Here is a 25,429-nt window from a genome sequence, read left to right on the forward strand (position 1 = left end):
GGCGGGCGGCCTCGGCCACCAGCAGGCCCTGCTCGGCCAACTGGGCTTCGGCGGCGAGGCGCTCGGATTCGGCCAGGTTGGCGTCGAAGCGCGGGGCTTCGCCGGCCAGCAGGCGCCGCGCCAGGTCGTCGGACAAAGCCCGGGCCAGGGTCAGCCGCCCTTCGGCAAGCCGCAGCCCGACCCGCGCCGACTGCCAGGCGAGGAGCTCGCCGCTCAGGCTGCGGGCGAGCCCCAGGCGCAGCGCGGCACGCTCGGCTGCCAGGGCCCGCAGGGCGGTGTCGGCCTCCTGGCGGCGGGCCTCGGCCTGGCCGGGCAACCACAGGGGCTGGGCGTATTCCAGCTCCCATTCGAGGCGGCCACGGTCGCTCTGCAGGCGGTCGTTGCGGTGGGAGATGCCAACCGTGCCGGGGCCGGGCAGGCTGCCGGCGGCGACTTCGGCGAGGGCCGCGAGTTCGGCGCGGCGGGCGTCGAGCAGGCGGGCGCGGGGCTCGCGCTGCCAGGCGGCATCGACGAGCTCCGACAGGTTGGCGGGCGGGTGCTGCGCCTGGGCGGAGACGGCGCAGAGAAACAATAGCGGGGCGAGCAGGCGTCGCATGACATCCTCTCAAGGAAACGCAGGGCCGCCCCAAGTTTCCTTGCCCCCATGGGGGGCAGGCTGGGCGGAGCACGGCCCTGGGGGCGCTCAAAGGCAGACAAGGGGAGGCATGCGGACGGCAGGGCCCGCGGCGCTGGGCCGCGGCCCGCGTTACGGGGCTACCGGAAAGGGGGAGCTGCCGTCCGCGTCAGGCGGCGGCAGTGTTTGGTGGGCGGTCCGGCAGGGCCGGGACACGGCTCGAGACCGGCGCGGTGGGGCCGGTGAGCTTCACGGAGGAGAAGTCGGGCGTGACCAGCGGCGCCGGCAACGCGGGCAGGGAGTAGGCGGCCTGGTGACAACCGCCGCAGTCGTCGCAGGGCTGGGCGCCGGGGTCGGCAGGGGCGGCGTCCGGCATGGCGGCGGGGCCAGCGGCGTCGACGCTCATCGGGCAGTGCTCGTGCCCGCCTGCGGGGGCGGCCTGGATCGCCGGTGCTGCGGCGGCGAGGTCGTGCCGGCACACATGCACGAACGCGCCCGCCAGCGCCTGGGCGGGCAGCACGAAAACGAGCAGCAGCAGGACGATACGACGCAACATGCGGGTGGTCGAGGGCGCGGAGTGATTGGAGGGTGCCAGCGAAAAACCAGGCGGAGCTTGCCACAAGCCCTTGGCAGAGTCGACAAAGTGGTCCAAAGTTCCCATCGACACGCAAACCCTGAACCCTGATGAACCCGCAAGCCAACAACCCGCTCCACGGCATCACCCTCGAACGCATGCTCACCGAGCTGGTGGCACGTTTTGGCTGGGACAGCCTGGCCGCGGTAATCGATATCCGCTGCTTCCAGAACGAGCCCAGCATCAAATCGAGCCTCAAGTTTTTGCGCCGCACGCCGTGGGCACGGGAGCAGGTCGAAGCCTTGTATCGGCGTGAGATGACCTGAGTACCGCCAGGGCCGGGCTCCACCCAGCCCGCACCCGTGGTGGGGGCCAAGGAAATGAGGCGGCCCTGCGTTTCCTTGACAGGCGCCCGCCCGGGGCGCCGTAGCAACCGGGCAGCGCCCGCCCGGGGCGCCAAAGCAACCGGGCCGCCCCGGCCCTGACCGCCGGGGCAGGTTGAGGGAGATGCCCGCGTGAGAACCTTCATCTTGCTGCAGTTACCTGCCCCAGGCCGCACGCCGCCCGTGATGGCGGTGGCGGGTTCATCGGCTTCGGCCCGACGGGGCGAGGCTTAGTCGTGACCGACCCCGAGACATCGCAGCCAACCTGGCCCGTGCCGCCGCCGGGCCCGTCCCGGCTCCGCAACCTGCGGCTGCCCTTGCTCGTCGGGCTGCTGTCGCTGGCTCTGACGGGCTGGCTGTGGCATCACGAGAATCAGGCCGCGGAGGCCCGGATGCAGACCGACTTCGACTTCAGCGTGCGCCAGTCGGTGAGCCGCATCGAGGAGCGCATCGCCAGCTACGAGCAGATGCTGCGGGCGGCGCGCGGGCTTTTCGAGGCCTCGGACGCGGTCAGTCGCGACGACTTCCAGAGTTTCGTGAGCGCGCTGATGGGCGGCTCGGCGCCCTCCGGGCTGCAGCTAATGGCCTTCACGCCGCTGCTGCCCGCCGGGCAGATCCCCGGCCACGTGGCCACCCGGCGCGCCCTCGGTGACGCGGACTACGCGATCCGGCCGGGCGACGGCAGCGGCCCGGTGGCGCCGGTCACCTACATCGCGCCGCCGACCCCCGGCAACCGGGCGGCCCTGGGGCACAACCTGTACGCCGACCCGCTGCGCCGCAAGGCCATGCTCCAGGCACGCGATTCGGGGGGCATCGCGATCACCTCACGGATCGCCCTGCGGCTCGACGCACCGCACAACAAGCCGGCCTTCGCGATGTACCTGGCGCTCTACACCCGCGGGCAGCCCGACGACACCCCGGCCAGCCGCCAGGCCGCCGTTTACGGGTGGGTGCACATCGCCTTTCGGCTCGCCGACCTGATCGCCAGCATGCCCGGCGAGGGCTCACCGGGCATCGCGCTGCGCATCTACGACGGCCCCGAGGCGCTGGCCGAGCGGCTGATGTTCGACTCCGAACCCGAGGCCGACAGCCCCCTGCCCCGCTTCACGGCCATCAAGCACATCGAATTCCCCCAGCACCGCTGGGCCTTGCAGGTGCGCTCGACGCCCGCCTTCGAGCTGGGGCAGAGCAACAAACCGGCGCGCATCATCGCCGGGGCGGGGGTCTGCGTAAGCCTGCTGCTGGCCTTGTTCACGTGGCAGCTGGTCACCGGCCGCGCCCGCGCCTTCGCCCGGGCCCAGGCGATGACCCGCGAGCTGCGCGAGCGGGAGGAGTACATGCGCCACATGGCCCAGCACGACCCCCTCACCCAGCTGCCCAACCGGGCCCTGTTCTCCGACCGGCTGCAGGCGGCCCTGGCCCGGGCGCGCCGGGAGCGCAGCCGGGCGGCGCTGATGTTCGTCGATCTGGACCACTTCAAGCCGGTGAACGACGCCTGCGGCCACGCGGTGGGTGACAGCCTGCTGATCGCCGCAACGGAGCGCATGCGCGAGTGCCTGCGGGAATCCGACACCCTGGCACGCGTCGGTGGCGACGAGTTCGTGGTGCTGCTGCCCCACATCGACAGCCGCGACGACGCCCGCCAGGTGGCCGAGCGCATTCGCACCTCCATCGCCCTGCCCTTCCAGATCGGGCCCCACCAGATCGACATCTCGGCGTCGATCGGCATCTGCATCTTTCCGGAGCACGCGGGCGACGAGGTGAGCCTGATGAAATGCGCCGACACGGCCATGTACCAGGCGAAGGACGCGGGGCGCGACCGCCTGTTCTTTGCCGACGAGGCCTGACCGGGCGGCCCGGCCTAGCCGCAGGGGGGTCAGACCGGGTCGGAGAACTCGCCCGGCGTGGTGACCAGCACGCGGACCCGCTTGCGCTGCCCGTCCGGCATGCGGATGTCGGCCATCACCTGGAGGCGGTTGAGGCTCAGGTCACGCCAGGTGGGCACCATCGCCATGCCGATATATTCGTTGAAGGCCTCGATCTCCCGCGACGCCACGATGGCCGGCTGCTCGCCGGTCTTGACGCGGATCCACTGCACGACAACCCGGGTCGCCAGCTCGTCGTTGCTGCCCTTCACGACGATCATCCGATAGACGCCGCTCTCCCGCTTTTCAGACCAGCGCCCGACCAGGGTGACCGAATGGACGTTGGCGGGCAGCCCCTCCAGCTTCAGCTCCGGCAGGGCGGGCCTGGCGGCCGGTGCCTCGGCGGCCGTCACCGGAGGTGCCTCGGCCGGGGTGGGGTCGGCCACCACCACGCCGGCAGGCACGGCCAGGGCGACGGCCAGTGCTGCGGCCCGGAACAATTGCCCCTGACGGGCACGGAATGCCGGCGCGGCCGGCGACATGGGGTTCTGGCTCTTCATCATTCCTTCACTCGAAACGCCCCCGCGGCCTCGCTCGCGCAATCGCGGCCATGGCCGGGCAGGCTCAGTCAGGCGCCCATTATGACCGCAGTCTGCCGGCTCGACGCCGGATGATTGCGCGGCCTGGCGTCAATTTGCTCACGTTTGCACCACCGGCGCCAAGGCCTGCGCCCGGGCCCGCAGCGCCGCCTCAATGGCGTCGGCCCAGGGCAGCCCCTCGCCGCGGGCGGCGCGGGCCTCGCGGATCAGGCCCAGGTTGCGGGCGGTGGAGGCGGGCTCCCATGGTTCGCGCACGGAGGCCAGGGCGTCGGCAGCGGCGAGCCTGGCGGCCGCCTCGTCCCGGGCCAGCACGGCCAGCTCGACGAGGCTGGCGTGATCCCAGTAGTCGGGCGCGCCCCGGGCGATGCGGCGCTTCACCGCGTAGGCAACCAGCGGCACGAGCTCGACGCGGCGCGGGTCCGGCGGGCTGGCGAGCTCCATCAGGGTGACGGCGTTGATGCCCGGGAAGGCGTCCCGCCAGTCGGCCTCGAAGCCCTGCAGGTAGGCGGCGATGGCCTTGCCCAGCCAGCCGCGGGCTTCGAGCGGGCGGCCGGCCTGCCGGGCGGCACCCCAGCGATCCTTATAAACCCGGCCGAGGAGGCCGTTGGTCTCGCTGCTCGGGCCGCGGGTGGCGATGACCTCCTCGAGCACCCGCCCGGCCTCGTCGGCGCGCCCCAGGCGGTTGAGGGCGAGGCCGTATTGCTCCTGCACCAGCGTGCTGCGGGCCAGCGGCGCGCCCATCTGGCCAACGACGTCGACCATGCCCTGCCAGTCGCCCACCGCGCGCAGGGACAGCAGCAGGTCGATCACCACGCCGGGCTCGGCGACGGACACCTCGCCCAGCCCGGCTGCCACCGCCCGCACCGCCTCCCGGCCCCCCTGCCGGGCCGCCGCCAGCGCCTGGCGGGCGTCCGGCGCATAGCGGGCCTGCTCGCGGAAAAGGTCGGTCTTGAGGCGGGCGATGTCCGGCGCGACAGGGCCCTCGATAAGCTGGAACAGCGGGCGGAACCGGAGCCGGCGCAGCGCGCCGAGCGCGCGGGTGAGCGCCTCGGCGCCAGCGGCGGCATCGGCGGGGCGGCCGTCCGCCGCCAGGGCGTAGCGGATCATCTCCGGCGGCGCGGGAGCGTAGGGGATGGCACCCGGCGACGCCGGGGCCAGGGGCAGCGGGCTGGCCTCGCCGACCAGCGTCACCGTCGTCGCCGGGCGCAGGCCATCGCGCAGGCCGAGCTGGTAGAAGGCAGCGGCGCTGCCGCAGGTCAGGTCGGCCACCGCGTAATCGCACAGGAGCAGCCGCTCGTGCAGGGGCGCGTGGATGCCGCCGCCGGCCTCCGCGTCGGCGCGCAGCGGCGTCATGCACGCGGCCACGATGCCCGGCTCGATCAGGCTGGTGTAGAGGGCATCGAAATCCACCGCCTGGCCGGAAGGCAGGCGTTTGCTGCCGGAGGGCATCAGGACAGCACAGAGGGGCTTGGCCAGCAGCGTCATGGGTAGATGGATGGCACGACATTCACGCCGTTCTCTCCGGCCACCGCGCGCCTTGCGGCCCCTGGGCCCTGGCGGTGGGCAGGGGTGCGAGCATTGCCGGGCGGGCGGGGCGGAACCCTGCGGGTGCTCAGGCGGGGCACATCACGACGGCGCGCCGCCTCGGTGTGCCATGGCTCGAGACGGCCAGCGCCGGGCGGGGCTCACGGGCTCACCTCTTGAAGCGCCGCTGCATCTCGGCGCTGATTTCCTTCAGCGTCATGCGACCCAGCGGGCTCGGCTCGGGGCGCAGCTGGACGTGGGGCCAGTCGGGAAACTTCCGCCACAGCCCGCCCGGGTCGAGACCCAGCTTCTTGGCCTCTTCGGCCATCACCCGGTAGCCGTTCAGGCCATTGACGAGGCGCTTGGTGGACCACTCGGCATCGCCCTTGACCACCCAGAAGCAGTCTGCCGCCTCGCCCCACTGGTGCCACGACAGGCCCGGCACCGCGTTGGTCACCGGGTCGCCGTTCTGCGGCCCGACGCGCACGATGCAGTCGGCCAGGTAATCGGCCCCCGCGGCGTGCAGCTGGGCGACCTTGGCGTCGATCTGCTCCCGCGAGCGGGACTGGCGCCACAGCTTGGCCTGCTCCAGGGGCGTGCGCAGGCCCATGTAGGGCCGCATCTCGACACCGCGGGCGCGGCAGTTGGCGAGGAGCGTCTCGAGCCTGGGCCGGAAGGTGGGGACGAGCAGCGTGAGGTCGGCAGCCATGGTGTCTCTCCTTGGAGCATGTCCGGACGGGTGGGTCGGTCGTCCTTCAGGATAGACCGCGGGCCGGCGCTCTGCCTGCGCGGCGGCGCCTGACCGACCAGCGCCCCGCCGGCACCCCCGGCGCGAGGCCCAGGGCACGCTGACGAGACCCTTTGCAAGCGTGCAAAGGCTCTCATCATAGTAAGAACCCTTCATCGCACGCCTGTTATCAAGGGTTCACACTATGAAACCATGAGTTGCAGGCCTGCGAAGGCTTTCATCATAGTAAAAACCCTTCATCGCACGTCTGCGATAAAGGGTTTTTACTATGGAATGATCGATCGCAGACCTGTTATCGATAGTCGCAGGCTTGTTATCGAAGGTCGCAGGGCTGTTGTCGAAGGTCGCAAGCTTGTTATCGATGATCACACGCCTGTTATCGATGGTCGCAGGCTCGACGAGAAGCATCGCAGGCCTGCGATGGAACATGTGAGGCCGCGCGAGGCCTTCGACACCACCGCTGGTGCCGGGATGCACCCGGCAGGGGGAGCCTCCCCACTCCGCCAGGCCGTGCCCGGAAGCGGGCATCACCCGCCCCACCCCAAAATGCAAAGCGGCGCCTTGCGGCGCCGCCCGTGTTGCCCGGCCATCCCCCTCGCGGGGGCCCGGGGCGTGTTACATGCTGCGGCGGTACTGGCCGCCCACGTCGTACAGCGCGGTGGTGATCTGGCCCAGCGAGCAGTACTTCACCGCATCGACGAGCACCGCGAACACGTTGCCGTTCTCGATGACCGTCTGCTTGAGCTTGGCCAGCCACTCGGGTGCTTCGGCGGCGTTGCGGGCGTGGAAGTCGGCGAGGCGGGCCAGCTGGCTCTGCTTTTCATCCTCGGAGGAGCGGGCCAGTTCGATGTCCTGCTGGGCCATGCCCTTCGGGTTGAGGAAGGTGTTGACGCCGATGATCGGGTAGGAGCCGTCGTGCTTCTTGTGCTCGTAGTAGAGCGACTCTTCCTGGATCTTGCCGCGCTGGAAGCCGGTTTCCATGGCGCCGAGCACGCCGCCGCGGGAGCTGATGGCCTCGAACTCCTTGAGCACCGCCTCTTCGACCAGGTCGGTGAGCTCGTCGATGATGAAGGCACCCTGGTTGGGGTTCTCGTTTTTCGCGAGGCCCCATTCGCGGTTGATGATGAGCTGGATCGCCATCGCACGGCGCACGGACTCTTCGGTCGGCGTGGTGATCGCCTCGTCGTAGGCGTTGGTGTGCAGCGAGTTGCAGTTGTCGTAGATGGCGATCAGGGCCTGCAGCGTGGTGCGGATGTCGTTGAAGTCCATCTCCTGGGCGTGGAGCGAGCGGCCGGACGTCTGCACGTGGTACTTGAGCTTCTGGCTGCGCTCGTTGGCGCCGTACTTGTTCTTCATCGCCACCGCCCAGATGCGACGGGCGACGCGGCCGATCACCGAGTATTCCGGGTCCATGCCGTTGCTGAAGAAGAAGCTCAGGTTGGGCGCGAAGTCGTCGATGTGCATGCCGCGGGCCAGGTAGCTTTCAACATAGGTGAAGCCGTTGGAGAGCGTGAAGGCGAGCTGGCTGATCGGGTTGGCGCCGGCTTCGGCGATGTGATAGCCGGAGATCGACACCGAGTAGAAGTTCTGCACCTTGTTGTGCACAAAGAACTCCTGGATGTCGCCCATCATCTTGAGCGCGAACTCGGTGCTGAAGATGCAGGTGTTCTGGCCCTGGTCTTCCTTGAGGATGTCGGCCTGCACGGTGCCACGCACGGTGGCGAGCACCCATTCGCGGATTTTCTGGTATTCGTCGTCGGTGGCGTCGCGGCCGTTCTGGGCCTTGAACTTGGCCAGCTGCTGCTCGAGGGCGGTGTTGAAGAACATCGCCAGGATGATCGGCGCCGGGCCGTTGATGGTCATCGACACCGAGGTGGTCGGGTTGACCAGGTCGAAGCCGTCGTAGAGCACCTTCATGTCGTCGAGGGTGGCGATGCTGACGCCGGAGTTGCCGATCTTGCCGTAGATGTCCGGACGCGGGTCGGGGTCGCAACCGTACAGCGTGACCGAGTCGAAGGCGGTGGAGAGGCGATGCGCGGGCATGCCCTCGGAGACCTTCTTGAAGCGGCGGTTGGTGCGGAAGGCGTCGCCTTCGCCGGCGAACATGCGGGTGGGGTCTTCACCTTCGCGCTTGAAGGCGAACACGCCGGCGGTGTAGGGGAAGGAGCCGGGGACGTTTTCCTTCATCAGGAAGCGCAGGATCTCGCCTTCGTCCTCGTAGGTGGGCAGCGACACCTTGCGGATCTTGCTGCCGGAGAGGGACTCGGAGGTGAGCTTGGTGCGGATTTCCTTGTCGCGGATCTTCACCACGTATTCGTCGGCCGCGTACAGCTCGACGGTCTTCGGCCACATGTCGAGGAGCTTCTTGGAGGTGCCGGTGAGCTCGCCGTCCTTCCAGTCGATCAGCTCGGCAAAATCGCCGGCGCCCTTGTTGCAGCCTTCAAAGAGCTTCTTGGAGATGCGCAGGGCCTGGCGCTCGCGGGCGATGCGGGACTGCTCGAGGGTGTGCTTGTGGTAGCCACGCACCGCCTCGGCTATCTCGGCCAGGTAGCGGGTGCGCTCGGCCGGCACGATGGCGCGGCCGCGGCTGGAGGCCTTCACCGCCACCAGCGGCAGGCGCGGCTTGCCGAGCTTGAGGCCCTTGGCCACCAGCGCCGGGGCGATGGCCTGGAACAGCGCGGTGACGCCGTCGTCGTTGAAGCGGGCGGCCATGGTGCCGAACACCGGCATCTCGTCGGTGTTGGTGTTGAACAGCTCGCGGTTGCGCTGGTATTGCTTGCGCACGTCGCGCAGCGCGTCTTCGGCGCCCTTGCGGTCGAACTTGTTGATGGCCACGAAATCGGCGAAGTCGAGCATGTCGATCTTTTCGAGCTGGCTGGCAGCGCCGAACTCGGGGGTCATCACGTACAGCGACACATCGACGAAGGGCACGATCGCCGCGTCGCCCTGGCCGATGCCGGAGGTCTCGACGATGATCATGTCGAAGCCGGCCAGGCGGGTGGCGGCGATGACTTCGGGCAGCGCGGCGGAGACTTCCTTGCCGGTGTCGCGGGTGGCCAGCGAGCGCATGAAGATGTTCGGGTGCTCGATGGCGTTCATGCGGATGCGGTCGCCCAGCAGCGCGCCGCCGGTGCGCTTGCGGGACGGGTCGATCGAGATGATGGCCAGCTTGAGCGCGTCGCCCTGGTCGAGGCGGAAACGGCGCACCAGCTCGTCGGTGAGGCTGGACTTGCCGGCGCCGCCGGTGCCGGTGATGCCGAGGGCCGGCACCTTGAGGCCCTTGGCGGCCTCGATCAGCGCGGCCTTGACGTCGTCGGCGTAGGCGCCGTTCTCGAGGCCGGTGATGATGGTGGCCAGCGCCCGGCGGTCGCCCGACTTGAGGGCCGCCAGCACGGCGTCGGTGCCCTGCGGGCCGGTGGCCGACAGGTCGATGTCACAGCGCTCGACGAGGTCGTTGATCATGCCCTGCAGGCCCATCGTCGCGCCGTCTTCGGGCGAGTAGATGCGGGTGACGCCGTAGTCGTGGAGTTCCTTGATCTCGGCCGGCACGATCACGCCGCCGCCGCCACCGAAGACCTTGATGTTCTCGCCGCCGTTCTCGCGCAGCAGGTCGATCATGTACTTGAAGAACTCAACGTGCCCACCCTGGTAGGACGTGATCGCAATGCCCTGCACGTCTTCCTGCAGCGCGGCATTGACGATCTCGCCTACCGAGCGGTTGTGCCCGAGGTGGATGACCTCGGAGCCGGTGGATTGGAGAATCCGCCGCATGATGTTGATCGACGCATCGTGGCCGTCGAAAAGCGCCGCAGCGGTAACGAAACGCACCTTGTTCTTGGGCTTGTAAGCGACGAGTTTCTTGGCAACGCTCAGGTCGGTCATGGTGTCTCCCCCACATCATGTTGATTGAATCCCGTAATGGTAGAAGCTGGGCTCATTCTTTTCCACTGTCCTTGTCGACTAAGATCGTGCAAATTCAGCCAAGCGTACAATCGACGCCAGCCGGGCCATCCGACGCTGCACCGCAACATTCTCGGCGCCCCGTGCCCGACGGGCGAAAACCTTACCCCAGCCAGCCCGGCTGAAGGCTCCGCCCAAAGCCGGCGCCCCGCCGGCCGGGCCTTGCCGGTGGCCGCCGCCGCAGCGCCACCGTCTACCCAGGCGGCGCCGACTCGTGCAGAATCCGCCACCATAGCCAGCGGCGCGCAGCGCTCCGCCGCCACCCCGCCGGCCCTCTCACCACCGGAGCCGCCCTTGTCCAGCCCTCGCCCCCGCGCCACCGTCTCCATGGGTTTCGTGACCGGCATGGTGGCGGGGCTGCAGCGCCACGCCCTCGACCCCGCCCCGCTGCTGGCCGGGCTCGACATCGACCCGGCCGACCCCGCCCGCCGCGTGCCCCTCGACCGCTACGCCACGCTCTACAACCGGGTCATCACCGAGCTCGACGACGAGGGCTTCGGCCTGTTCGCCCAGCGCATGCCGCCGGGCAGCTTCGAGTTTTTGTGCCGCGGCATGCTCGGCGCGCCCAGCCTCGCCGAGGGCCTCGACCGCGCCCGGCGCTTCCTCGCGATCGTGCTGCCCGACCTGGCGGTGAGCATCTGGCGCTCCGGCCACCACGCCGAACTCCGCATCACCGAAACCCGCGCCCTGGCCGACGCCGCCGACGCGCCAGGCCGGGTGTTCGCCTTCGAGTGGCTGCTGCGGCTCATCCACAGCCTGTCGTGCTGGCTGGTCGGGCGCGGGCTGGCGCTCGATTCGGTGGATTTCCCCTTCGCCCGGCCGGCCCACGCCGACGACTACGCCCTTGTATATACCGAGCGCTCCGCCTTCATCGGCGGCCGGGTGCTCACCGCCCGCTTCAACGCCACCTTGCTCGAGCTGCCGATCCGCCGTGACGAGGCCGCGCTGGCCAGCTTCCTCGACGGCGCGCCGGGGCGCATCAGCATGCTCTACCGGCGCGACCGCGCTACCGTCACCCGGGTCCGCGACCTGATCCGCCACGCGCTGCCGGCCAGCCTGTCCCAGGACGACGTGGCTGCGCAGCTCCACATGTCGCCGCGCACCCTGCACCGCCGCCTCGACGAGGAGGGCTCGAGCTTTCGCACCATCAAGGAGGCCCTGCGCCGCGACCTGGCCCTGTCACGGCTCACCAAGACCGGCCACTCCATCGCCCGGGTCGCCGCCGACCTGGGCTACGCCGACACCTCGGCCTTCTACCGCGCCTTCACCGGCTGGACGGGCATGTCGCCCGAACGCTACCGCCGCCAGCTCGCCGGCGGCCTGCCGCCCACGCCGGCCGAGCGCCCCTGAGCCCCCACCCCATGCCGACCGTCCTCCCCCCCCTCTCCGAAGACCTGATCCGTGAAGCGGACGGGCTGTTCCTGGGCCTGCTGCGCAACGCGCTGGTGGGCGTCTACATCATCCAGGACGACCTCTTCCGCTACGTCAGCCCGCGCTTTGCCGAGATCCTGGGCCGCTCCCAGGAGGAGATCTGCCGCCAGCTCGGCCCCGACGACCTGATCGACGCCCGCGACCGCGAGACGATGCGCCGCGCCGTCGCCGACCGCATCGATGGGCGCAGCGAGGCCGCCCACTACAGCTTCCGCGTCGAGCGCGCCGACGGCACCCCGATCGAGGCGGAAGTCTTCGGCATGCGCACCGAGTTCGGCGGGCGGCCAGCCATCATCGGCATGATCGTGGACATCACGGGCCGCCGGGCCGCCGAGCGCGCCGCCCGGGAGCAGCTCAACTTCGTGAGTCAGCTGGTCGAGGCGATCCCCAGCCCGCTCTTCCACAAGGACGAACACGGCCGCTACCTCGGCTGCAACAAGGCCTTCGAAGTCTTCGTCGGCCGCCCCCGCGACGAGATCATCGGGCGCACCGTGTTCGAGCTCTACGCACCGGCCGCGGCCACCCGCTACCACGCTGCCGACCAGGCCCTGTTCGACACTCCCGGGGTGCAGACCTATGAGGCCAACGTCCCGGCGGCCGATGGCGTGGCCCACGACGTGATCTTCAACAAGGCCACCTACCTCAAGGCCGACGGCAGCGTGGGCGGCCTGGTGGGCGTCATCACCGACATCACCGAGCGCAAGCGGAGCGAAGCCCTCATCTGGATGCAGGCCAACTACGACCCGCTCACCGGTCTGCCCAACCGCCGCCTGCTCGGCGACCGCCTCACCGAGACGCTCAAGCGCGCCCAGCGCACCTGCGACTGCGTGGCCGTACTGTTCATCGACCTCGACCGCTTCAAGGAGATCAACGACACCCTCGGCCACGAGGCCGGCGACCGCCTGCTCGTCGAGGCGGCCCGGCGCATCGTCGCCTGCGTGCGTGAATCCGACACCGTGGCGCGCCAGGGCGGCGACGAGTTCACGGTGCTGCTGCCGGGCCTCTCCGAGCGGGCGCCCATCGAGCGCATCGCCGAGGGCATCATCGACGCCCTGTGCCAGCCCTTCCAGCTCGGCACCGACATCGGCTACGTGTCGGCCAGCATCGGCATCACCCTGTGCCCCCAGGACGCCGAGACCCCGGCCGACATCCTGCGCAACGCCGACCAGGCCATGTATGCCGCCAAGGCCGGGGGGCGCAACCGCTTCAGCTACTTCTCGCCGGCAATGCAGCAGCGCGCGATGCAGCACCTGCAGCTGGGCAAGGACCTGCGCAAGGCCCTCGCCCGGGGTGAGCTGTCGCTCCACTACCAGCCTATCCTGCACCTGGCGAGCGGGCGGGTCCGCAAGGCCGAGGCCCTGCTGCGCTGGGCCCACCCGGAGCGCGGCAACATCCCGCCAGGCGAGTTCATCCCGGTGGCAGAGGAGCTCGGCCTCATCGACGCCATCGGCAGCTGGGTGTTCGAACAGGCCACCGCCACCATCCAGCGCTGGCGCACGCTGTGGCCCGCCGACGCGGCCGAGCTCAGCCCGCAGCAGATCACCATCAACGCCTCGCCGCGCCAGTTCGCCAAGGGCTCGTCCCTCGACGTGCTGCTGCAGCGGGTCGACGCCCTCGGGCTGCCCGGCCGCTGCATCGCCGTCGAGATCACCGAGGGCCTGCTCCTCGACGAACACCCGGCCGTCACCGCCCAGCTCACCCGCCTCGCCGCGGCCGGCATCCAGATCGCCATCGACGACTTCGGCACCGGCTACTCGGCCATGTCCTACCTCAAGCGGATGGACATCGACACCCTCAAGATCGACCGCTCCTTCGTTCGCGACCTCACCACCGACCCGAGCGACCTGGCCATCGCAGAGGCCATCATCGCCATGGCCCACAAGCTCGACATCAACGTGGTCGCCGAAGGCATCGAGACCGACGCCCAGCGCCAGCGCCTCGCCGACGCCGGCTGCGACTTCGGCCAGGGCTACCTGTTCTCGCCGCCCCTCCCCGAAGACGCCTTCTTCGCCTACCTGGCGACCGAGCCACGATGACCCCCGCCGCCCCCCGCGCTGGGACCCCGGAAGAGCTGCGCCGCTACGACCTCCTGCTGGCCGGCTTCGACCTCCTCGACCAGGCCATCGCGGTATTCGACGCCACCCCCAAGCTGGTCACCTGGAACAAGGCCATGCTGCGCCTGCTCGACTTCCCCGAGTCGCTGGTGCGGGTCGGCACGCCCTTCGAGGAGTTCGTGCGCTTCAACGTCCAGCGTGGCGAATACAGCGGCGGCACCCGCAACCCGACCGAGGTCGAGCGCCTGGTAGCCGAGCGCATGGCCGCGGTGCGCGCCTTCCAGCCCCACAACGCCGAGCGCACCCGGCCCAACGGCCAGGTGCTGTCGATCCGCGGCGTGCCGATCCCCAACCTGGGCTTCGTCACGGTGTGGACCGACATCACCGAGCAGCGCCGCTACGAGCAGCTCATCGAGAGCCAGAACGCCGAGCTGGAAACCCGCGTGCGCGGCCGCACCGCCGAGCTCGAAGCCGCCAAGACCCGCCTCGACAACGTGGCCGGCCAGCTCACCCGCAGCGAGCAGCGCCTGCGCCGCATCCTCGACACCATCCCGGCGATGGTCGCCTATGTGGACGCCGGCCAGCGCTACCGCTTCGCCAACCGGGGCTACGCCGACTGGTTCGGCCTCGACCAGCAGCGCATCGCCGGCCGGAGCATCCTCGAGGTGGTCGGCCCCGACGCCTACGCCCAGGTCCAGCCGCACCTGGAGCAGGCCTACGGCGGCGAACAGGTGAGCTACGAATACTCCCGCACCAACGCCGCCGGCCAGCTGCTGCACGCCCGCAGCGCGGTGGTCCCCGAGGCCTCCGAGGCCGGCGGCGTGCAGGGCTTCTTCGTGCTCTCCATCGACATCACCGAGCAGAAGGCCAGCCAGGCGGTGCTGATCCAGGCCCAGAAGATGGAAGCCGTCGGCCAGCTCACCGGCGGCCTCGCCCACGACTTCAACAACCTGCTCACCATCATCACCGGCAACCTGGCCGCGCTGAAGGACAAGCTCCCCGCCCACCAGGGCTTCGAGGACTACCTCGACCCGGCCCTGTCGGCCGCCCGCCGCGGCACCGAGCTGATCCGCCGCCTGCTCACCTTTTCGCGCCAGCAGCCGCTCGCCCCCTGCCCCGTCGAGGTGGGCGCCCTGGTGCACGACATGACACCGCTGCTGGCGCGCTCCCTCACCGAGCGCATCACGATGCAGCTCGACCTGCCCACCGAAAAGCTCTACGCCCTGGTCGACCCGCACCAGCTCGAGAACGCCCTCCTCAACCTCGCCATCAACGCCCGCGACGCGATGCCCGACGGCGGCCACCTGGGCATCGGCGTGGCCCGCAGCCATGTGTCGGCCAGCCTGGCCCTGCTGGTCGAGGTGCCCGCCGGCGACTACGTGCAGTTCGACGTCTCCGACAGCGGCGGCGGCATCGCCCCCGAGATCCTGTCGCGGGTCTTCGAGCCCTTCTTCACCACCAAGAGCTTCGGCACCGGCAGCGGGCTGGGGCTGTCGATGGTGTACGGCTTCATCCGCCAGTCGGGCGGCAACATCCGCATCCTCAGCACCCCGGGCAAGGGCACCAACGTGCGCTTCATCCTGCCGATGACCGACGCCCGCCCGGCCCCGCCGGCCCCGGTGGCCGAAGCCCCGCCGGTCACCGCCAACGGCAACCGGCTGGTGCTGCTGGTCGAGGACGAACCCGAGGTGCGCAAGGTCATCCGGCTGCAGCTCACCGAGCTCGGCCACCCGGTGCTCGAAGCCGCCAACGGCCTCGAGGCCAGGGCCATGCTGGAAGCCGTCGACGACATCGCCATCCTCGTCTCCGACACCGTGATGCCCGGCCTCGGCGGCCGTGAGCTGGCCGCCTTCGCCCGCCAGCTGCGGCCGGCGCTGCCGATCCTGCTGATCACCGGCTACGCCACCGGCCCGGCCCCCGCCGCCACCCCCGACGTGCCGACCCTGCGCAAACCCTTCGACCGCGCCGCCCTCGCCGCCGCCCTCGCCGCCTTCAACCCACCCGCCGATCCGGAGAGCCCCTGCCCATGAGCACCCCCGACACGGACAGCCCCCTCGTCTTCATCGTCGAGGACGAGCCCGACATCGCCCGCCTCATCGCCACCAGCCTCGCCGAATACGGCTTCCGCAGCGAAACCTTCGGCACCGGCCGGGCCCTGCTGGCCCGCGCCCGCAAGGTGCAGCCCGAGCTGGCCATCCTCGACCTCGGCCTGCCCGACATGGACGGCCTGCAGGTGCTGCGCCTGCTGCAGGAGCAACACCCCTGCGCGGCCCTCATCCTCACCGGCCGCGACGGCCTCACCGACCGGGTGCTGGGCCTCGAGCTCGGCGCCGACGACTACCTCGTCAAGCCCTTCGAGCCCCGCGAGCTCGTCGCCCGGGTGCGCTCCATCCTGCGCCGCTACCAGAAGGCCGCCCCGCCCCCCGAAGCCGACGGCCCCGGCGCCGCGCGCTTCGCCGGCTGGCACTTCGACATCGGGCGCCTGAGACTCACCCACGACGACGGGCGCGAAGTGTCGCTGTCGGCCGCCGAGGCCGCGCTGCTGCAGAGCCTGCTCAAGCGCCCCAACAAGATCCTGACCCGCGAGCAGCTGATCGGCGAACGGGAGCTCGACCCCTTCGACCGCAGCATCGACGTTCGCATCTCGCGCCTGCGCCGCAAGCTCGAGGACGACCCGCAGGACCCGAAGATCATCAAGACGGTATACGGCGCCGGCTACCTGCTGTGCGGCACGGTGGAGTGGATGACGGGGTGACGAGGCTGGGGAATGGGAAATGGGGAGTGGGCTGCGGGGGGAGTGGGCCGACACTTTGCCCACGCTCTTCGGGCCCCGGTAAAATCCGGGTTCTTACAAAGAGGGAGCAACACACATGACCAGACCATTCAAGATCCTCGGCGTGCAGCAGATCGCCATCGGCGGCCCGTCCAAGGAGCGCCTGCGCACCCTGTGGGTCGACATGTTCGGCCTCGAGGTCACCGGCAACTTCGTCTCCGAGCGCGAGAACGTGGACGAGGACATCACCGCCATGGGCAAGGGCCCGTTCAAGGTCGAGGTCGACCTGATGCAGCCCCTCGACCCCGAGAAGAAGCCCGCCGTGCACACCACCCCGCTCAACCACGTCGGCCTGTGGGTGGACGACCTGCCCAAGTGCGTCGAGTGGCTCAGCGCCAACGGCGTGCGCTTTGCGCCGGGCGGCATCCGCAAGGGCGCGGCCGGCTTCGACATCACCTTCCTGCACCCCAAGGGCAATGAAGAGTTCCCGATCGGCGGCGAAGGCGTGCTGATCGAGCTCGTCCAGGCGCCGCCCGAAGTCGTCGACGCCTTCGCCAAGCTGGCCGGCTGATCCCGCCCCCACGCGGCTCCACGCCCCCGGCCCGGCCGGGGGTTTTCATTTGCGCCGCGCCTTGCCGCTGCCCACGACGCCGCCTTTAATGAAATCGAGGCATAGGATCCGTTTAACTCCGAAAGGCGTGCCATGACCACCTTCTTCTGGGTTCCCTTCGACGACTCCGACTGGAACCACGACGTCTATTGCCGGAGCATCCCGGCCCACGGCAAGATCCTGCCCCACGCCGACGGCAGCGTCGGCTTCGTGGGCCATGAAAACGTCAGCTGGAACCAGGTCCAGGCCAACGACACCCTGGTGCTGGCGGCCCACGGAAAGAAATGGTCCACCGACGAGGTCGCCTGGCGCAAGAAGGACGGCACTATCGTCCAGTGGTCGCCCACCGTGTTCGCGCAGGCCATCCGCGCCTGTCTCGCCGACCACTACGGCCAGCAGATCAACTACCGGCTGCTCGCCTGCTTCGGCGCCAACAACATCACGCCCCTGGCCCACAGCTTCGGCTCCAAGCTCGCCACCGAAATGAGCGCGGTCGGCCTGAAGGGCAGCCTCACCGCCTACAAGGGCGCCACCGGCATGGACGCCAACCTGGGCAAGCAGATCGGCAGCAGCCGGATCACCTGCGCCCTGTCTGTGCTGCGCCATCTGGGCACCATGACCGGCAGCCAGCCGACCGACGACGCCAACGTGGTGTGGACGCTGTGAGTAAGCCCAGGGGCCGGGCTCCGCCCAGCCCGCCAGCCGCGGGAGGCTGGCGGCCGGCGATCACAAGCTGCCGCGCCCCTGGAAGGTGTTGCACGCCGCCAGCTGGCCCGCGTCCATCCCGCGCTTGAACCAGCGCACCCGCTGCTCGGCCGAGCCGTGGGTGAAGCTGTCGGGCACCGCGTAGCCCTGGGCCTGCTTCTGCAGCGTGTCATCGCCGATCGCCGAGGCCGCGCGGAGCGCCTCCTCCACGTCGCCGGCCTCGAGGATGCCGCGGGCCGCATCGGCGTTCTTGGCCCACACGCCGGCCAGGCAGTCGGCCTGCAACTCGAGGCGCACCGACAGCTCGTTGGCCTGCCGCTCGCCGGCCCGCTGGCGCGCGGCCTGCACCTTGTCGGAGATGCCCAGCAGGTTCTGCACGTGGTGGCCCACCTCGTGGGCGATCACATAGGCCTGAGCGAAGTCGCCCGGCGCGTTGAAACGGCTCCTGAGCTCCTGGTAGAAGGCCAGGTCGATATACACCTTCTGGTCAGCCGGGCAGTAGAACGGCCCCATCGCCGCCTGGCCGACGCCGCAGGCCGTGCGCGTCGCTCCGGTGAACAGCACCAGGGTCGGCTCCGCGTACTGCTTGCCGTTCTGGCGGAAGATCTGCTGCCAGGTGTCCTCGGTCTCGGCCAGCACGTGGCGCACGAACTTGCTCTCGGCGTCGTTGGCCGGCGCCGCGGCCGGGCGGGCCTGCTCGACCCGCGACGGCGCCACCGCCGTCTGGTTGAGGACCACGCTCGGATCGACCCCGAAATACATCGCCACCAGCGCCAGCACGATGGTGCCCAGGCCGATGCTGCGCCCGCCGACCGGCAGGCCACCGCCTCCGCCACCGCGGCGGTCCTCGACGTTGCTGCTTTCCCGGCTGTTGTCGAATCGCATGAAGAATCCTTTCGCTGAAGAGTCGGCCCTGGCACACCTGCCCGCCACAGCGCGGAGTTTGAATCAAAACCCGGGCGCGATGTTTGTCACCCTCGCAGGGGGCCGGCCCGAAGGAAATCACCTGACATAAGCCCGGAGCCGGCGTTTTTGCGCTGCAACATTTTCCTTGTGCTACCGGAGCTTTATGGCTATAGTCCGCAGTCCGGTGCAAAGCGGTTCGCACCGAGTCAGATCGTCCCTAGCCTTCTTATCTCCCGTATTCGACGTGAGGTTGTCCTGATCGGTTAGTGCCGATATGCCAGTCAGGCAGCCATATTGTCGCGCGCAGCGTTGCGCCGCGACGCGTTGCCGTTTTTCTTCGCGGGCACCGCATCCGCAATACCAGATAAGGAAGCGAAATGGATTTCGCAAACCTCGGTCTTTCCGAGCACATCGTCAAAGCCGTCAACGACGCCGGCTACACCACCCCGACCCCCGTTCAGCTGGCCGCCATCCCCGCCGCCCTCGCTGGCAAGGATCTCGTCGTGTCGAGCCAGACCGGCTCCGGCAAGACGGCCGCCTTCATGCTGCCCTCGCTGCAGCGCCTGACCACCGAGCCGACCATCAAGGCTCGCGGCCCCCGCGTGCTGGTGCTCACCCCGACCCGCGAACTGGCCGTCCAGGTCACCGACGCCTGCAAGGGCTACGGCAAGAACCTGCGCCACGCCAAGGCCGTCAGCGTCGTCGGCGGCATGCCCTACCCGGTGCAGAACAAGCTGCTGTCCAGCCCCTACGAAATCCTGGTGGCCACCCCCGGCCGTCTGATGGACCAGATGAACAGCGGCCGCATCGACTTCGGCCGCCTCGAGATCCTGATCCTCGACGAAGCCGACCGCATGCTCGACATGGGCTTCGTCGATGACATCGAAGCCATCGTCGCCAAGCTGCCGGCCAACCGCCAGACCCTGTTCTTCTCGGCCACCCTCGACGGCCAGGTCGCCCGCATGATGCAACGCATGCTGAAAGACCCGGAGCGCATCGAGATCAACTCGGCCGAAAGCCGCCACGAGAACATCGAGCAGCGCCTGCTGGTGGCCGACGACATCGGCCATAAAAACCGCCTCCTCGACGGCATCCTGCGCGACGTGGGCGTCGAACAGGCCATCGTGTTCACCGCCACCAAGCGTGACGCCGATGCCCTCACCCTGAACCTCGAGAGCCAGGGCCATTCGGTGGCCGCCCTCCACGGCGACATGAACCAGCGCATGCGTACCCGCACCCTCGACCAGCTGCGTCGTGGCCACCTGCGCGTGCTGATCGCCACCGACGTGGCCGCCCGCGGCATCGACGTGCGCACCATCAGCCACGTCATCAACTACGACCTGCCCAAGGTTGCCGCCGACTACGTGCACCGCATCGGCCGCACCGGCCGCGGCGGCTCCAGCGGCATCGCCATCAGCCTGGCCGAGCGCCGTGACGTGCGCCTGCTGCGCGCCATCGAACGCTACACCCGCCAGCCGCTGGCCGTGCACACCCTGCCCGGCCTCGAGGCCCGCAGCACCATGCCCGCCGACGACCGTCGCCCGGGTGGCGGTGGCCCGCGCCGCGACGGCGGCCGCAGCTTCGGCAACGGTGGCGGCCGCTTCGGCGACAAGCGTCCGTCCAGCGGCCACGGCAACAACGGTGGCAGCCGCTTCGACCGCGAACCCCGCCGCAGCTTCGGCGATTCCGACGCCAGCCGTGGCGAAGGCCGCCCGGCCAGCCCCTGGGCCGGCCGCAGCGAAGCACGCACCGAGGGCCGCTTTGAAGGCCGTCGTGATTTCGCCGAGAAGCGCACCGGCGAGTTCTCCGAGCGTCCGCGTCACCCGGAGCACCGCACCGAGTTCCCCCACGTGGCCAAGCGTAGCTCGACCCACCACACCTCGGGCAGCGGCTTCGGCGGCGGCCGCAGCGAAGGCACCGGCGGCAAGCCCCGCGCCGGCCGCACCTTCAACCGCGACCGCTGATCGGTAGCGCCAGACGCAGCCAGGACGCCTCTGGCGTCCATCAATGCAAACGCCCCCGGCTCCCCGGGGGCGTTGCTTTTTGTGGGCCGGGTGTGTCTGTCACCCCGCCCCTGGCGCACACGCCATTCAGGACGACCGACAGCCCGCATCGCACGTACCAGACGCAATCGGGCAGGAAGCGGGGTGCCTCCCCGCCGTCCGCCCCCACCGCCGAACATACGGATCACGTATCCGGCGGTTTCCATCTCACCACTTCCGAGGCCGCCTCGCCCGCTGATTCCTGGCCGCGGCGCCCGCCCTCGGCGCTTTCGGCGCCTACTGCACTCTCGCAGCGCCCTTTCGGGATGACCGAAATGCCGGACCGGAAGCTCAGGCAGCCTTGCGGCGCGAAGCCAGCGCACCGACAGCGGCCAGGCCTGCCAGCATCAGCGTGCCAGGCTCGGGGACCGGGTTGACGGGGTCAACCTGACCCCCGACAAAACCGATCAGGTTCTTGGTGAGGTTCTGCGACGCGGGTTGATCGTACACGCCCTGCATGAAATTCACGTCGAGAATGCTGGTGAGCGCACCCGTCATCGCGCCGGAGAGGGAGCCGACGCCAAAGGCGATGCCCGAACCCAGGATGTTGCCGCCGGAAGGCGTCGAGCTGATCCACTGGCCCGTTCCGTTGCTATCGAAGCAACCCGGCGCCAGAAAGCCAACGGCGTTCACCGCATTCGGCCCATTGAACGGCGCATTGACCACTTGATAGCTGTCGCAAGTGGTGAAGCCGATCGTGCCGCCACCCAGGCTGGAGATCAGGCTCAGGATCGAATCGTTACGGCTCATGAAGCCGGCGTTCTCGCCCATCAGGAACAGACCGCCGCCCGCCTGCAGGAAGCTCGTGTACTCGGACTGGGCAGCGGCGTTGAGCGCCTGGTCGAAGCGGATATCCCAGACCTGCTTGAAACCGGACAGGTCGGCGGGCAGGAGATCCGATACGGTGACGTTGTTGCCCACCGCAGTGTGCAAGCTCTTCAGGTTGTCGAGTACTTCGGTGGTCGTGCTGATTTCACTGGAACCGGAGAGCCCCGAGACGATGAGGATTTCGCCCGCGGAGGCGGAGGCAGCCGCAGCAAGGGCGGCCACGGCGACGATCGATTTCACTTTGAAGCTTGTCATTTGGTTTGCACTCCCGATGCTTGGGTGAGGTGAACAACTGCAGTGAATGCGCAGTCCGCATCACCTTAAGCAAAAATCGAACCTTTTTTGTTTTTGTAAAAAATAACAAATACTTATAGTGGTGACTGGGCCACCCGGAAACACTATTTGTAAAAAACCTCGACAGATCTGGGCTCACGGCCCGCAACACGGCTGCGGGTCTTGCGCGGAGCATTGAGCTCCCGGCGTGGGCCGCTGCGGGGCAGAGCCGGCCGGCCGGGAAAGCCGGCAAAAACCCCCTTACTTCCGACGGGCACCTCCGCCCGGCGCAGACTATGATGTCTTTAAGCATCCAGAGGCGGGAAGTCCGTTCCTGCCCGCGCTCATTCAAGGGAGAAACCATGAAGATCAGCAGCCCCGTCGTCGGCGAAATCGAAGTCTCGCCCGAACGTGTCATAACCTTCCCGGCCGGCCTGCCCGGTTTCGAAGCCTGCCGGCAGTTCGCCCTGCTGCACGCCGAAGGCAACGACGCTCCCCAGCTGTTCATGCTCCAGAGCCTCGACGACGCCGACGTCGGCTTCACCGTCACCACCCCCGACATCCTCGGCCTCAACTACGAGTTCGTCCTCAGCGACGCCGAAGTCGACGACCTGCAGCTCACCGACCCGGCCGACGTGAGCGTGCTGCTGATCGTCCGCCGCGACGGCGACAACCCGGTGCACGCCAACGTGATGGCCCCGCTAGTCATCAACACTGCCACCCGCCGCGGCCTGCAGAAGATCATCGGCAAGGTCGACACCAGCGTCACGCTGAAGGCCGTGGGCTGAACGGCCCACCGCCACCACAAAAAAGGGCGCCGTCACGCGCCCTTTTTTGTTGCCTCGCCATCGCTGCCATCGAAACGCCCTCGTCCGACAAGGCTCCTGCAGGTACGGCTTCAGCCGCACTCACAACGGCACCGCGACAGCAGCAGCCGGCGTTCAAAGCCTCCACAGGCAACAGGCGGTCTCCTCGTTGCGCCGCCCTGTCCCGGCAACGGCAGCCTGCCGATCAATACAACAGGAAGGGCCGCCGGGTCTCCTCCCACTCCCGCTCGTCCGCCTGGGCCAGGGCGTCGAGGTCGCCGGGGCGGGAGGTGTTGTCATCCACCCACTCGCGCAGGATCTCGGAGCCGTTGATGAGGTCTATGGCGAGGCGGTCGCGCTCGTATTCGTAGGGGAAATCCCGCCACAACAGGTAGTTGCGGTTGAGCCGGCGGATCGCCTTGAAGGCCAGGGCCTGCAGGCGCCACGGCCGGAAGGCGGCATGGTTGTACTGGGTGGGGTCTTCGACGTGGATCTGCACGCCGTTGCACAGCTTGCCGGCGTGCTTGTGAAAGGTGGGCTCGAACCAGCACTCGCGCAGCCGGCAGCCGGCCAGCCACTTGGGCGCGAAGGCCTGCATCTCGGCGATCACCTTGCGGGCGTCGATGTCGGGGGCGCCGAAGAGCTCCAGCGGCCGAGTGGTGCCGCGGCCCTCCGACAGGGTCGTGCCCTCCAGCATCACCGTGCCGGCGTAGGCCCGGGCCATCGACAGGTTGGGGGCGTTGGGGCTGGGGTTCACCCAGCTGCGCTCGTCGATCGGCCAGCCGTAGCCGGGCGCCGCGTCGGGCGCCCAGCCCTCCATCGTGATCACCTGGCAGTCCACGTCGAGCTTGAGGGTGGCGATGAACCAGCGCGCGAGCTCGCCCATCGTCAGGCCGTGGCGCATCGGCAGCGGGCCGGCACCGACGAAGCTCTCCCAGCCCGGCTGCAGCAGGGTGCCCTCCACGGGCCGGCCGGCGGGGTTGGGGCGGTCGAGCACCCACACGGCCTTCTTGTGCTTGGCGGCGGCCTCGAGCACGTAGCGCAGCGTGGTGATGAAGGTGTAGATGCGGCAGCCCAGGTCCTGCAGGTCAACCAGCAGCACGTCGAAGCGGTCCATCATCGTCGCGGTGGGGCGGCGCACCTCGCCGTACAGGCTGAACACCGGGATGCCGTGCTGGGGGTCGAAGAAATCGGGCGACTCGACCATGTTGTCCTGCTTGTCGCCGCGCAGGCCGTGCTGGGGCCCGAAGGCCGCGGTGACGTGGAGGTCGGGCAGCGCGATCAGGGCGTCGAGGGAATGGGTCAGGTCGCGGGTGACCGAGGCCGGGTGAGCCAGGAGGGCGACCCGCTTGCCGGCCAGCGGGCGGCGCAGTTCGGGGTCGGCGAGCAGACGGTCGAGACCGAATCGGATCATGGGGTGGGCACTCTCAAGGCAAGGGCGAAGCCCTCGCGGTGGTGAAAATCGGGCTGGCCGGCGGGGTGGCGCAGGGACCAGTAGGAATGACGGCCGCCCGCCGACTCGACCACCGCGGTGAGGCCGACGCACAGCTCGCCGGGCGGCAGCTGTTCGGCGCCGAGCCGCACGGCCAGCTCCAGCACGTCGCCGGCGCAATGCAGGGTGATCTGCGGCGCCGGCAGCACGGGCGATTCGACCCGCTCACGGTAACCGGAGAAATCGAAGCGCATCCACTGCCCGTTGGGCGAGAAGTTGAACTCACGGTAGGCAGCGCCATCCGGCGTGCCGACGAAGGCCTCGAAGCAGGTGTGCGCCCACAGGCGCTCCGGCGGCAGGGCGGTGGCGGCGCTGGGGATGCGCAGTGCGGCGAGGTCACCGGCCAGGCGCCAGACCAGCGCCAGCCCGCCATCCGGCAGCACCCGGGCACCGACCGCGAGGGCGCGCACCGCGGGCTCCGGCGAATCGGGGTGGCAAAGCAGGGGCAGATCGGCAGAGGCGGGCATCGGGCAGCGGCGCGTCGGGCGCGGGCGGTACAAAATCAGACAGGCCCGCAGTTTAGCGGGCTTTGTGCAACGCGTTAAACTCCTGCTCCATGTCCACCGCACCCCGCCTGCGCAGCCTGCCCGACCGCCTGCGCCAGATCGCCCTGTTCGAAGTCGGCGGCCTGCTGCTGATCACCCCGCCCTTCGTGTGGCTGAGCGGCCAGCCGGCCCTGCCCTCCCTTGGCCTGCTGGCGATCCTGGCGCTGATCGCCTCCATCTGGAACGGGCTCTTCAACACCGCCTTCGACTGGGCCGAGGGCCGCCTCACCGGGCGCCCGGCCGACCGCCGCCCGGTGCCGGTGCGGGCCCTGCAGGCCGTGCTGTTCGAGGGAGGCCTGCTGCTGCTCACGCTGCCGGTGATCGTGCTGTGGACCGGCCTCGGCTGGTGGCCGGCCCTCATCGCCGACCTGGGCCTCGCCGCCGCCTACGTGGCCTACGCCTTCGTGTTCAACATCGCCTACGACCGGCTGTTTCCCATCACCGCCCCCACCCAACCCTGAACCCCGGAGCCTCCCATGCCCACCACCACCCTCGTCATCACCGGCATGCAGTCCGACGACTGCCTGCGCACCGTCATGAACGCCATCCAGGACCTGCCCTGCATCGGCTACGTGGATGTCTCGATGACCACCGGCGAAGCCACCATCGAGCACACCCCTATGGTCTCGGAGGGCGACATCCGCGCCGCCATCGAGGGCGCCGGCTTTCCGACCAAGTAGGGGCACGCGGCTATAATC

Annotated in this window: 22 protein-coding genes and 1 pseudogene; 12 read left to right on the plus strand and 11 right to left on the minus strand. The window is 69.3% G+C overall.

What is annotated here, in order from left to right; translation table 11 throughout:
- Both ZRA01_RS13660 and ZRA01_RS13665 read right to left on the minus strand, forming a co-directional pair.
- Positions 1 to 595, minus strand: a pseudogene (locus ZRA01_RS13660) (TolC family protein); the annotation flags it as partial.
- Positions 596 to 782: 187 nt separating this feature from the next.
- Positions 783 to 1,169 carry a hypothetical protein gene (locus ZRA01_RS13665; protein ID WP_141353122.1) on the minus strand — a complete coding sequence of 129 codons (387 nt, stop codon included), beginning with the start codon at positions 1,167 to 1,169 and terminating at the stop codon, positions 783 to 785.
- Positions 1,170 to 1,297: 128 nt separating this feature from the next.
- On the opposite strand from ZRA01_RS13665, the gene ZRA01_RS13670 reads away from it, so the two are divergent.
- Together ZRA01_RS13670 and ZRA01_RS20875 are read left to right on the plus strand one after the other, a co-directional pair.
- Positions 1,298 to 1,513, plus strand: coding sequence for a VF530 family protein (locus ZRA01_RS13670; RefSeq protein ID WP_141353124.1), 216 nt, complete (start codon positions 1,298 to 1,300; stop codon positions 1,511 to 1,513).
- Between the two features lie 293 nt (positions 1,514 to 1,806).
- A complete protein-coding gene (locus ZRA01_RS20875) occupies positions 1,807 to 3,417 on the plus strand; it encodes a CHASE domain-containing protein (RefSeq protein WP_141353126.1) in 1,611 nt (536 codons plus the stop codon).
- Positions 3,418 to 3,446: 29 nt separating this feature from the next.
- On the opposite strand, the gene ZRA01_RS13680 is transcribed toward ZRA01_RS20875, so the two are convergent.
- The 5 genes from ZRA01_RS13680 to icmF form a co-directional block, all read right to left on the minus strand.
- Positions 3,447 to 3,998, minus strand: a complete 552-nt coding sequence (locus ZRA01_RS13680; RefSeq protein ID WP_141353128.1) for a hypothetical protein — start codon at positions 3,996 to 3,998, stop codon at positions 3,447 to 3,449.
- A 135-nt stretch (positions 3,999 to 4,133) separates the two neighbouring features.
- Entirely contained in the window at positions 4,134 to 5,519 is a 1,386-nt protein-coding gene (locus ZRA01_RS13685) for a TRAFs-binding domain-containing protein (protein WP_174851621.1), read from the minus strand.
- Between the two features lie 208 nt (positions 5,520 to 5,727).
- On the minus strand, positions 5,728 to 6,267 hold the full coding sequence (locus tag ZRA01_RS13690; protein WP_170182980.1) for a M15 family metallopeptidase: 540 nt from the start codon (positions 6,265 to 6,267) through the stop codon (positions 5,728 to 5,730).
- Positions 6,268 to 6,483: 216 nt separating this feature from the next.
- Positions 6,484 to 6,714, minus strand: a complete 231-nt coding sequence (locus ZRA01_RS13695) for a hypothetical protein (protein WP_141353133.1) — start codon at positions 6,712 to 6,714, stop codon at positions 6,484 to 6,486.
- 207 nt (positions 6,715 to 6,921) lie between these two features.
- Positions 6,922 to 10,188, minus strand: a complete 3,267-nt coding sequence (gene icmF / locus ZRA01_RS13700; protein WP_141353135.1) for a fused isobutyryl-CoA mutase/GTPase IcmF — start codon at positions 10,186 to 10,188, stop codon at positions 6,922 to 6,924.
- 405 nt (positions 10,189 to 10,593) lie between these two features.
- Between icmF and ZRA01_RS13705 the strand changes: the two genes are divergently transcribed.
- The 6 genes from ZRA01_RS13705 (at position 10,594) to ZRA01_RS13730 (ending at position 17,800) form a co-directional block, all read left to right on the plus strand.
- Positions 10,594 to 11,616 (plus strand): AraC family transcriptional regulator, encoded by a 1,023-nt coding sequence (locus ZRA01_RS13705; RefSeq protein WP_141353192.1) that lies wholly within the window; start codon positions 10,594 to 10,596, stop codon positions 11,614 to 11,616.
- 11 nt (positions 11,617 to 11,627) lie between these two features.
- Positions 11,628 to 13,733 (plus strand): putative bifunctional diguanylate cyclase/phosphodiesterase, encoded by a 2,106-nt coding sequence (locus tag ZRA01_RS13710; protein ID WP_141353137.1) that lies wholly within the window; start codon positions 11,628 to 11,630, stop codon positions 13,731 to 13,733.
- Positions 13,730 to 15,781, plus strand: coding sequence for a PAS-domain containing protein (locus ZRA01_RS13715; RefSeq protein ID WP_141353139.1), 2,052 nt, complete (start codon positions 13,730 to 13,732; stop codon positions 15,779 to 15,781). Before ZRA01_RS13710 ends, ZRA01_RS13715 begins: the two co-directional genes overlap by 4 nt.
- Complete coding sequence (locus ZRA01_RS13720) at positions 15,778 to 16,506, plus strand: response regulator transcription factor (RefSeq protein ID WP_141353141.1); 729 nt, start codon at positions 15,778 to 15,780, stop codon at positions 16,504 to 16,506. Before ZRA01_RS13715 ends, ZRA01_RS13720 begins: the two co-directional genes overlap by 4 nt.
- Positions 16,507 to 16,621: 115 nt before the next feature.
- Entirely contained in the window at positions 16,622 to 17,095 is a 474-nt protein-coding gene (locus ZRA01_RS13725) for a VOC family protein (protein WP_141353143.1), read from the plus strand.
- Positions 17,096 to 17,227: 132 nt separating this feature from the next.
- The gene (locus tag ZRA01_RS13730) at positions 17,228 to 17,800 is read left to right on the plus strand and encodes a hypothetical protein (protein ID WP_141353145.1); all 573 of its coding nucleotides are present in this window, start codon (positions 17,228 to 17,230) and stop codon (positions 17,798 to 17,800) included.
- Positions 17,801 to 17,860: 60 nt separating this feature from the next.
- Here the strand turns inward: ZRA01_RS13730 and ypfJ are convergent, their stop codons facing one another.
- Positions 17,861 to 18,724, minus strand: coding sequence for a KPN_02809 family neutral zinc metallopeptidase (ypfJ, locus tag ZRA01_RS13735; protein WP_141353147.1), 864 nt, complete (start codon positions 18,722 to 18,724; stop codon positions 17,861 to 17,863).
- 398 nt (positions 18,725 to 19,122) lie between these two features.
- On the opposite strand from ypfJ, the gene ZRA01_RS13740 reads away from it, so the two are divergent.
- Positions 19,123 to 20,709, plus strand: a complete 1,587-nt coding sequence (locus ZRA01_RS13740; RefSeq protein ID WP_141353149.1) for a DEAD/DEAH box helicase — start codon at positions 19,123 to 19,125, stop codon at positions 20,707 to 20,709.
- A 369-nt stretch (positions 20,710 to 21,078) separates the two neighbouring features.
- On the opposite strand, the gene ZRA01_RS13745 is transcribed toward ZRA01_RS13740, so the two are convergent.
- Positions 21,079 to 21,870 (minus strand): PEP-CTERM sorting domain-containing protein, encoded by a 792-nt coding sequence (locus ZRA01_RS13745; RefSeq protein WP_141353151.1) that lies wholly within the window; start codon positions 21,868 to 21,870, stop codon positions 21,079 to 21,081.
- A gap of 380 nt (positions 21,871 to 22,250) precedes the next feature.
- Here ZRA01_RS13745 and fliW point away from each other — a divergent pair, with 380 nt between their 5' ends.
- Entirely contained in the window at positions 22,251 to 22,676 is a 426-nt protein-coding gene (gene fliW / locus ZRA01_RS13750; protein ID WP_141353153.1) for a flagellar assembly protein FliW, read from the plus strand.
- Between the two features lie 223 nt (positions 22,677 to 22,899).
- Here the strand turns inward: fliW and ZRA01_RS13755 are convergent, their stop codons facing one another.
- Both ZRA01_RS13755 and ZRA01_RS13760 read right to left on the minus strand, forming a co-directional pair.
- Positions 22,900 to 24,108, minus strand: a complete 1,209-nt coding sequence (locus tag ZRA01_RS13755; RefSeq protein ID WP_141353155.1) for an exo-beta-N-acetylmuramidase NamZ family protein — start codon at positions 24,106 to 24,108, stop codon at positions 22,900 to 22,902.
- Positions 24,105 to 24,653 carry a DOMON-like domain-containing protein gene (locus ZRA01_RS13760; protein WP_141353157.1) on the minus strand — a complete coding sequence of 183 codons (549 nt, stop codon included), beginning with the start codon at positions 24,651 to 24,653 and terminating at the stop codon, positions 24,105 to 24,107. Before ZRA01_RS13760 ends, ZRA01_RS13755 begins: the two co-directional genes overlap by 4 nt.
- Positions 24,654 to 24,742: 89 nt before the next feature.
- Here ZRA01_RS13760 and ZRA01_RS13765 point away from each other — a divergent pair, with 89 nt between their 5' ends.
- Positions 24,743 to 25,192 (plus strand): PACE efflux transporter, encoded by a 450-nt coding sequence (locus ZRA01_RS13765; protein ID WP_141353159.1) that lies wholly within the window; start codon positions 24,743 to 24,745, stop codon positions 25,190 to 25,192.
- Positions 25,193 to 25,207: 15 nt separating this feature from the next.
- Positions 25,208 to 25,411, plus strand: coding sequence for a heavy-metal-associated domain-containing protein (locus ZRA01_RS13770; RefSeq protein WP_141353161.1), 204 nt, complete (start codon positions 25,208 to 25,210; stop codon positions 25,409 to 25,411).
- Positions 25,412 to 25,429 lie beyond the last annotated feature (18 nt).

Origin of the sequence: Zoogloea ramigera (assembly GCF_006539865.1) — a bacterium.
GTDB lineage: Bacteria > Pseudomonadota > Gammaproteobacteria > Burkholderiales > Rhodocyclaceae > Zoogloea > Zoogloea ramigera.

Coding starts and splice junctions, on each gene's coding strand:
- ZRA01_RS13665 (WP_141353122.1), bottom strand. CDS start 1,169: ATGTTGCGTCGTATCGTCCTGCTGCTGCTCGTTTTCGTGCTGCCCGCC.
- ZRA01_RS13670 (WP_141353124.1), top strand. CDS start 1,298: ATGAACCCGCAAGCCAACAACCCGCTCCACGGCATCACCCTCGAACGC.
- ZRA01_RS13680 (WP_141353128.1), bottom strand. CDS start 3,998: ATGATGAAGAGCCAGAACCCCATGTCGCCGGCCGCGCCGGCATTCCGT.
- ZRA01_RS13685 (WP_174851621.1), bottom strand. CDS start 5,519: ATGACGCTGCTGGCCAAGCCCCTCTGTGCTGTCCTGATGCCCTCCGGC.
- ZRA01_RS13690 (WP_170182980.1), bottom strand. CDS start 6,267: ATGGCTGCCGACCTCACGCTGCTCGTCCCCACCTTCCGGCCCAGGCTC.
- ZRA01_RS13695 (WP_141353133.1), bottom strand. CDS start 6,714: ATGCTTCTCGTCGAGCCTGCGACCATCGATAACAGGCGTGTGATCATC.
- icmF (WP_141353135.1), bottom strand. CDS start 10,188: ATGACCGACCTGAGCGTTGCCAAGAAACTCGTCGCTTACAAGCCCAAG.
- ZRA01_RS13705 (WP_141353192.1), top strand. CDS start 10,594: ATGGGTTTCGTGACCGGCATGGTGGCGGGGCTGCAGCGCCACGCCCTC.
- ZRA01_RS13710 (WP_141353137.1), top strand. CDS start 11,628: ATGCCGACCGTCCTCCCCCCCCTCTCCGAAGACCTGATCCGTGAAGCG.
- ZRA01_RS13715 (WP_141353139.1), top strand. CDS start 13,730: ATGACCCCCGCCGCCCCCCGCGCTGGGACCCCGGAAGAGCTGCGCCGC.
- ZRA01_RS13720 (WP_141353141.1), top strand. CDS start 15,778: ATGAGCACCCCCGACACGGACAGCCCCCTCGTCTTCATCGTCGAGGAC.
- ZRA01_RS13725 (WP_141353143.1), top strand. CDS start 16,622: ATGACCAGACCATTCAAGATCCTCGGCGTGCAGCAGATCGCCATCGGC.
- ZRA01_RS13730 (WP_141353145.1), top strand. CDS start 17,228: ATGACCACCTTCTTCTGGGTTCCCTTCGACGACTCCGACTGGAACCAC.
- ypfJ (WP_141353147.1), bottom strand. CDS start 18,724: ATGCGATTCGACAACAGCCGGGAAAGCAGCAACGTCGAGGACCGCCGC.
- ZRA01_RS13740 (WP_141353149.1), top strand. CDS start 19,123: ATGGATTTCGCAAACCTCGGTCTTTCCGAGCACATCGTCAAAGCCGTC.
- ZRA01_RS13745 (WP_141353151.1), bottom strand. CDS start 21,870: ATGACAAGCTTCAAAGTGAAATCGATCGTCGCCGTGGCCGCCCTTGCT.
- fliW (WP_141353153.1), top strand. CDS start 22,251: ATGAAGATCAGCAGCCCCGTCGTCGGCGAAATCGAAGTCTCGCCCGAA.
- ZRA01_RS13755 (WP_141353155.1), bottom strand. CDS start 24,108: ATGATCCGATTCGGTCTCGACCGTCTGCTCGCCGACCCCGAACTGCGC.
- ZRA01_RS13760 (WP_141353157.1), bottom strand. CDS start 24,653: ATGCCCGCCTCTGCCGATCTGCCCCTGCTTTGCCACCCCGATTCGCCG.
- ZRA01_RS13765 (WP_141353159.1), top strand. CDS start 24,743: ATGTCCACCGCACCCCGCCTGCGCAGCCTGCCCGACCGCCTGCGCCAG.
- ZRA01_RS13770 (WP_141353161.1), top strand. CDS start 25,208: ATGCCCACCACCACCCTCGTCATCACCGGCATGCAGTCCGACGACTGC.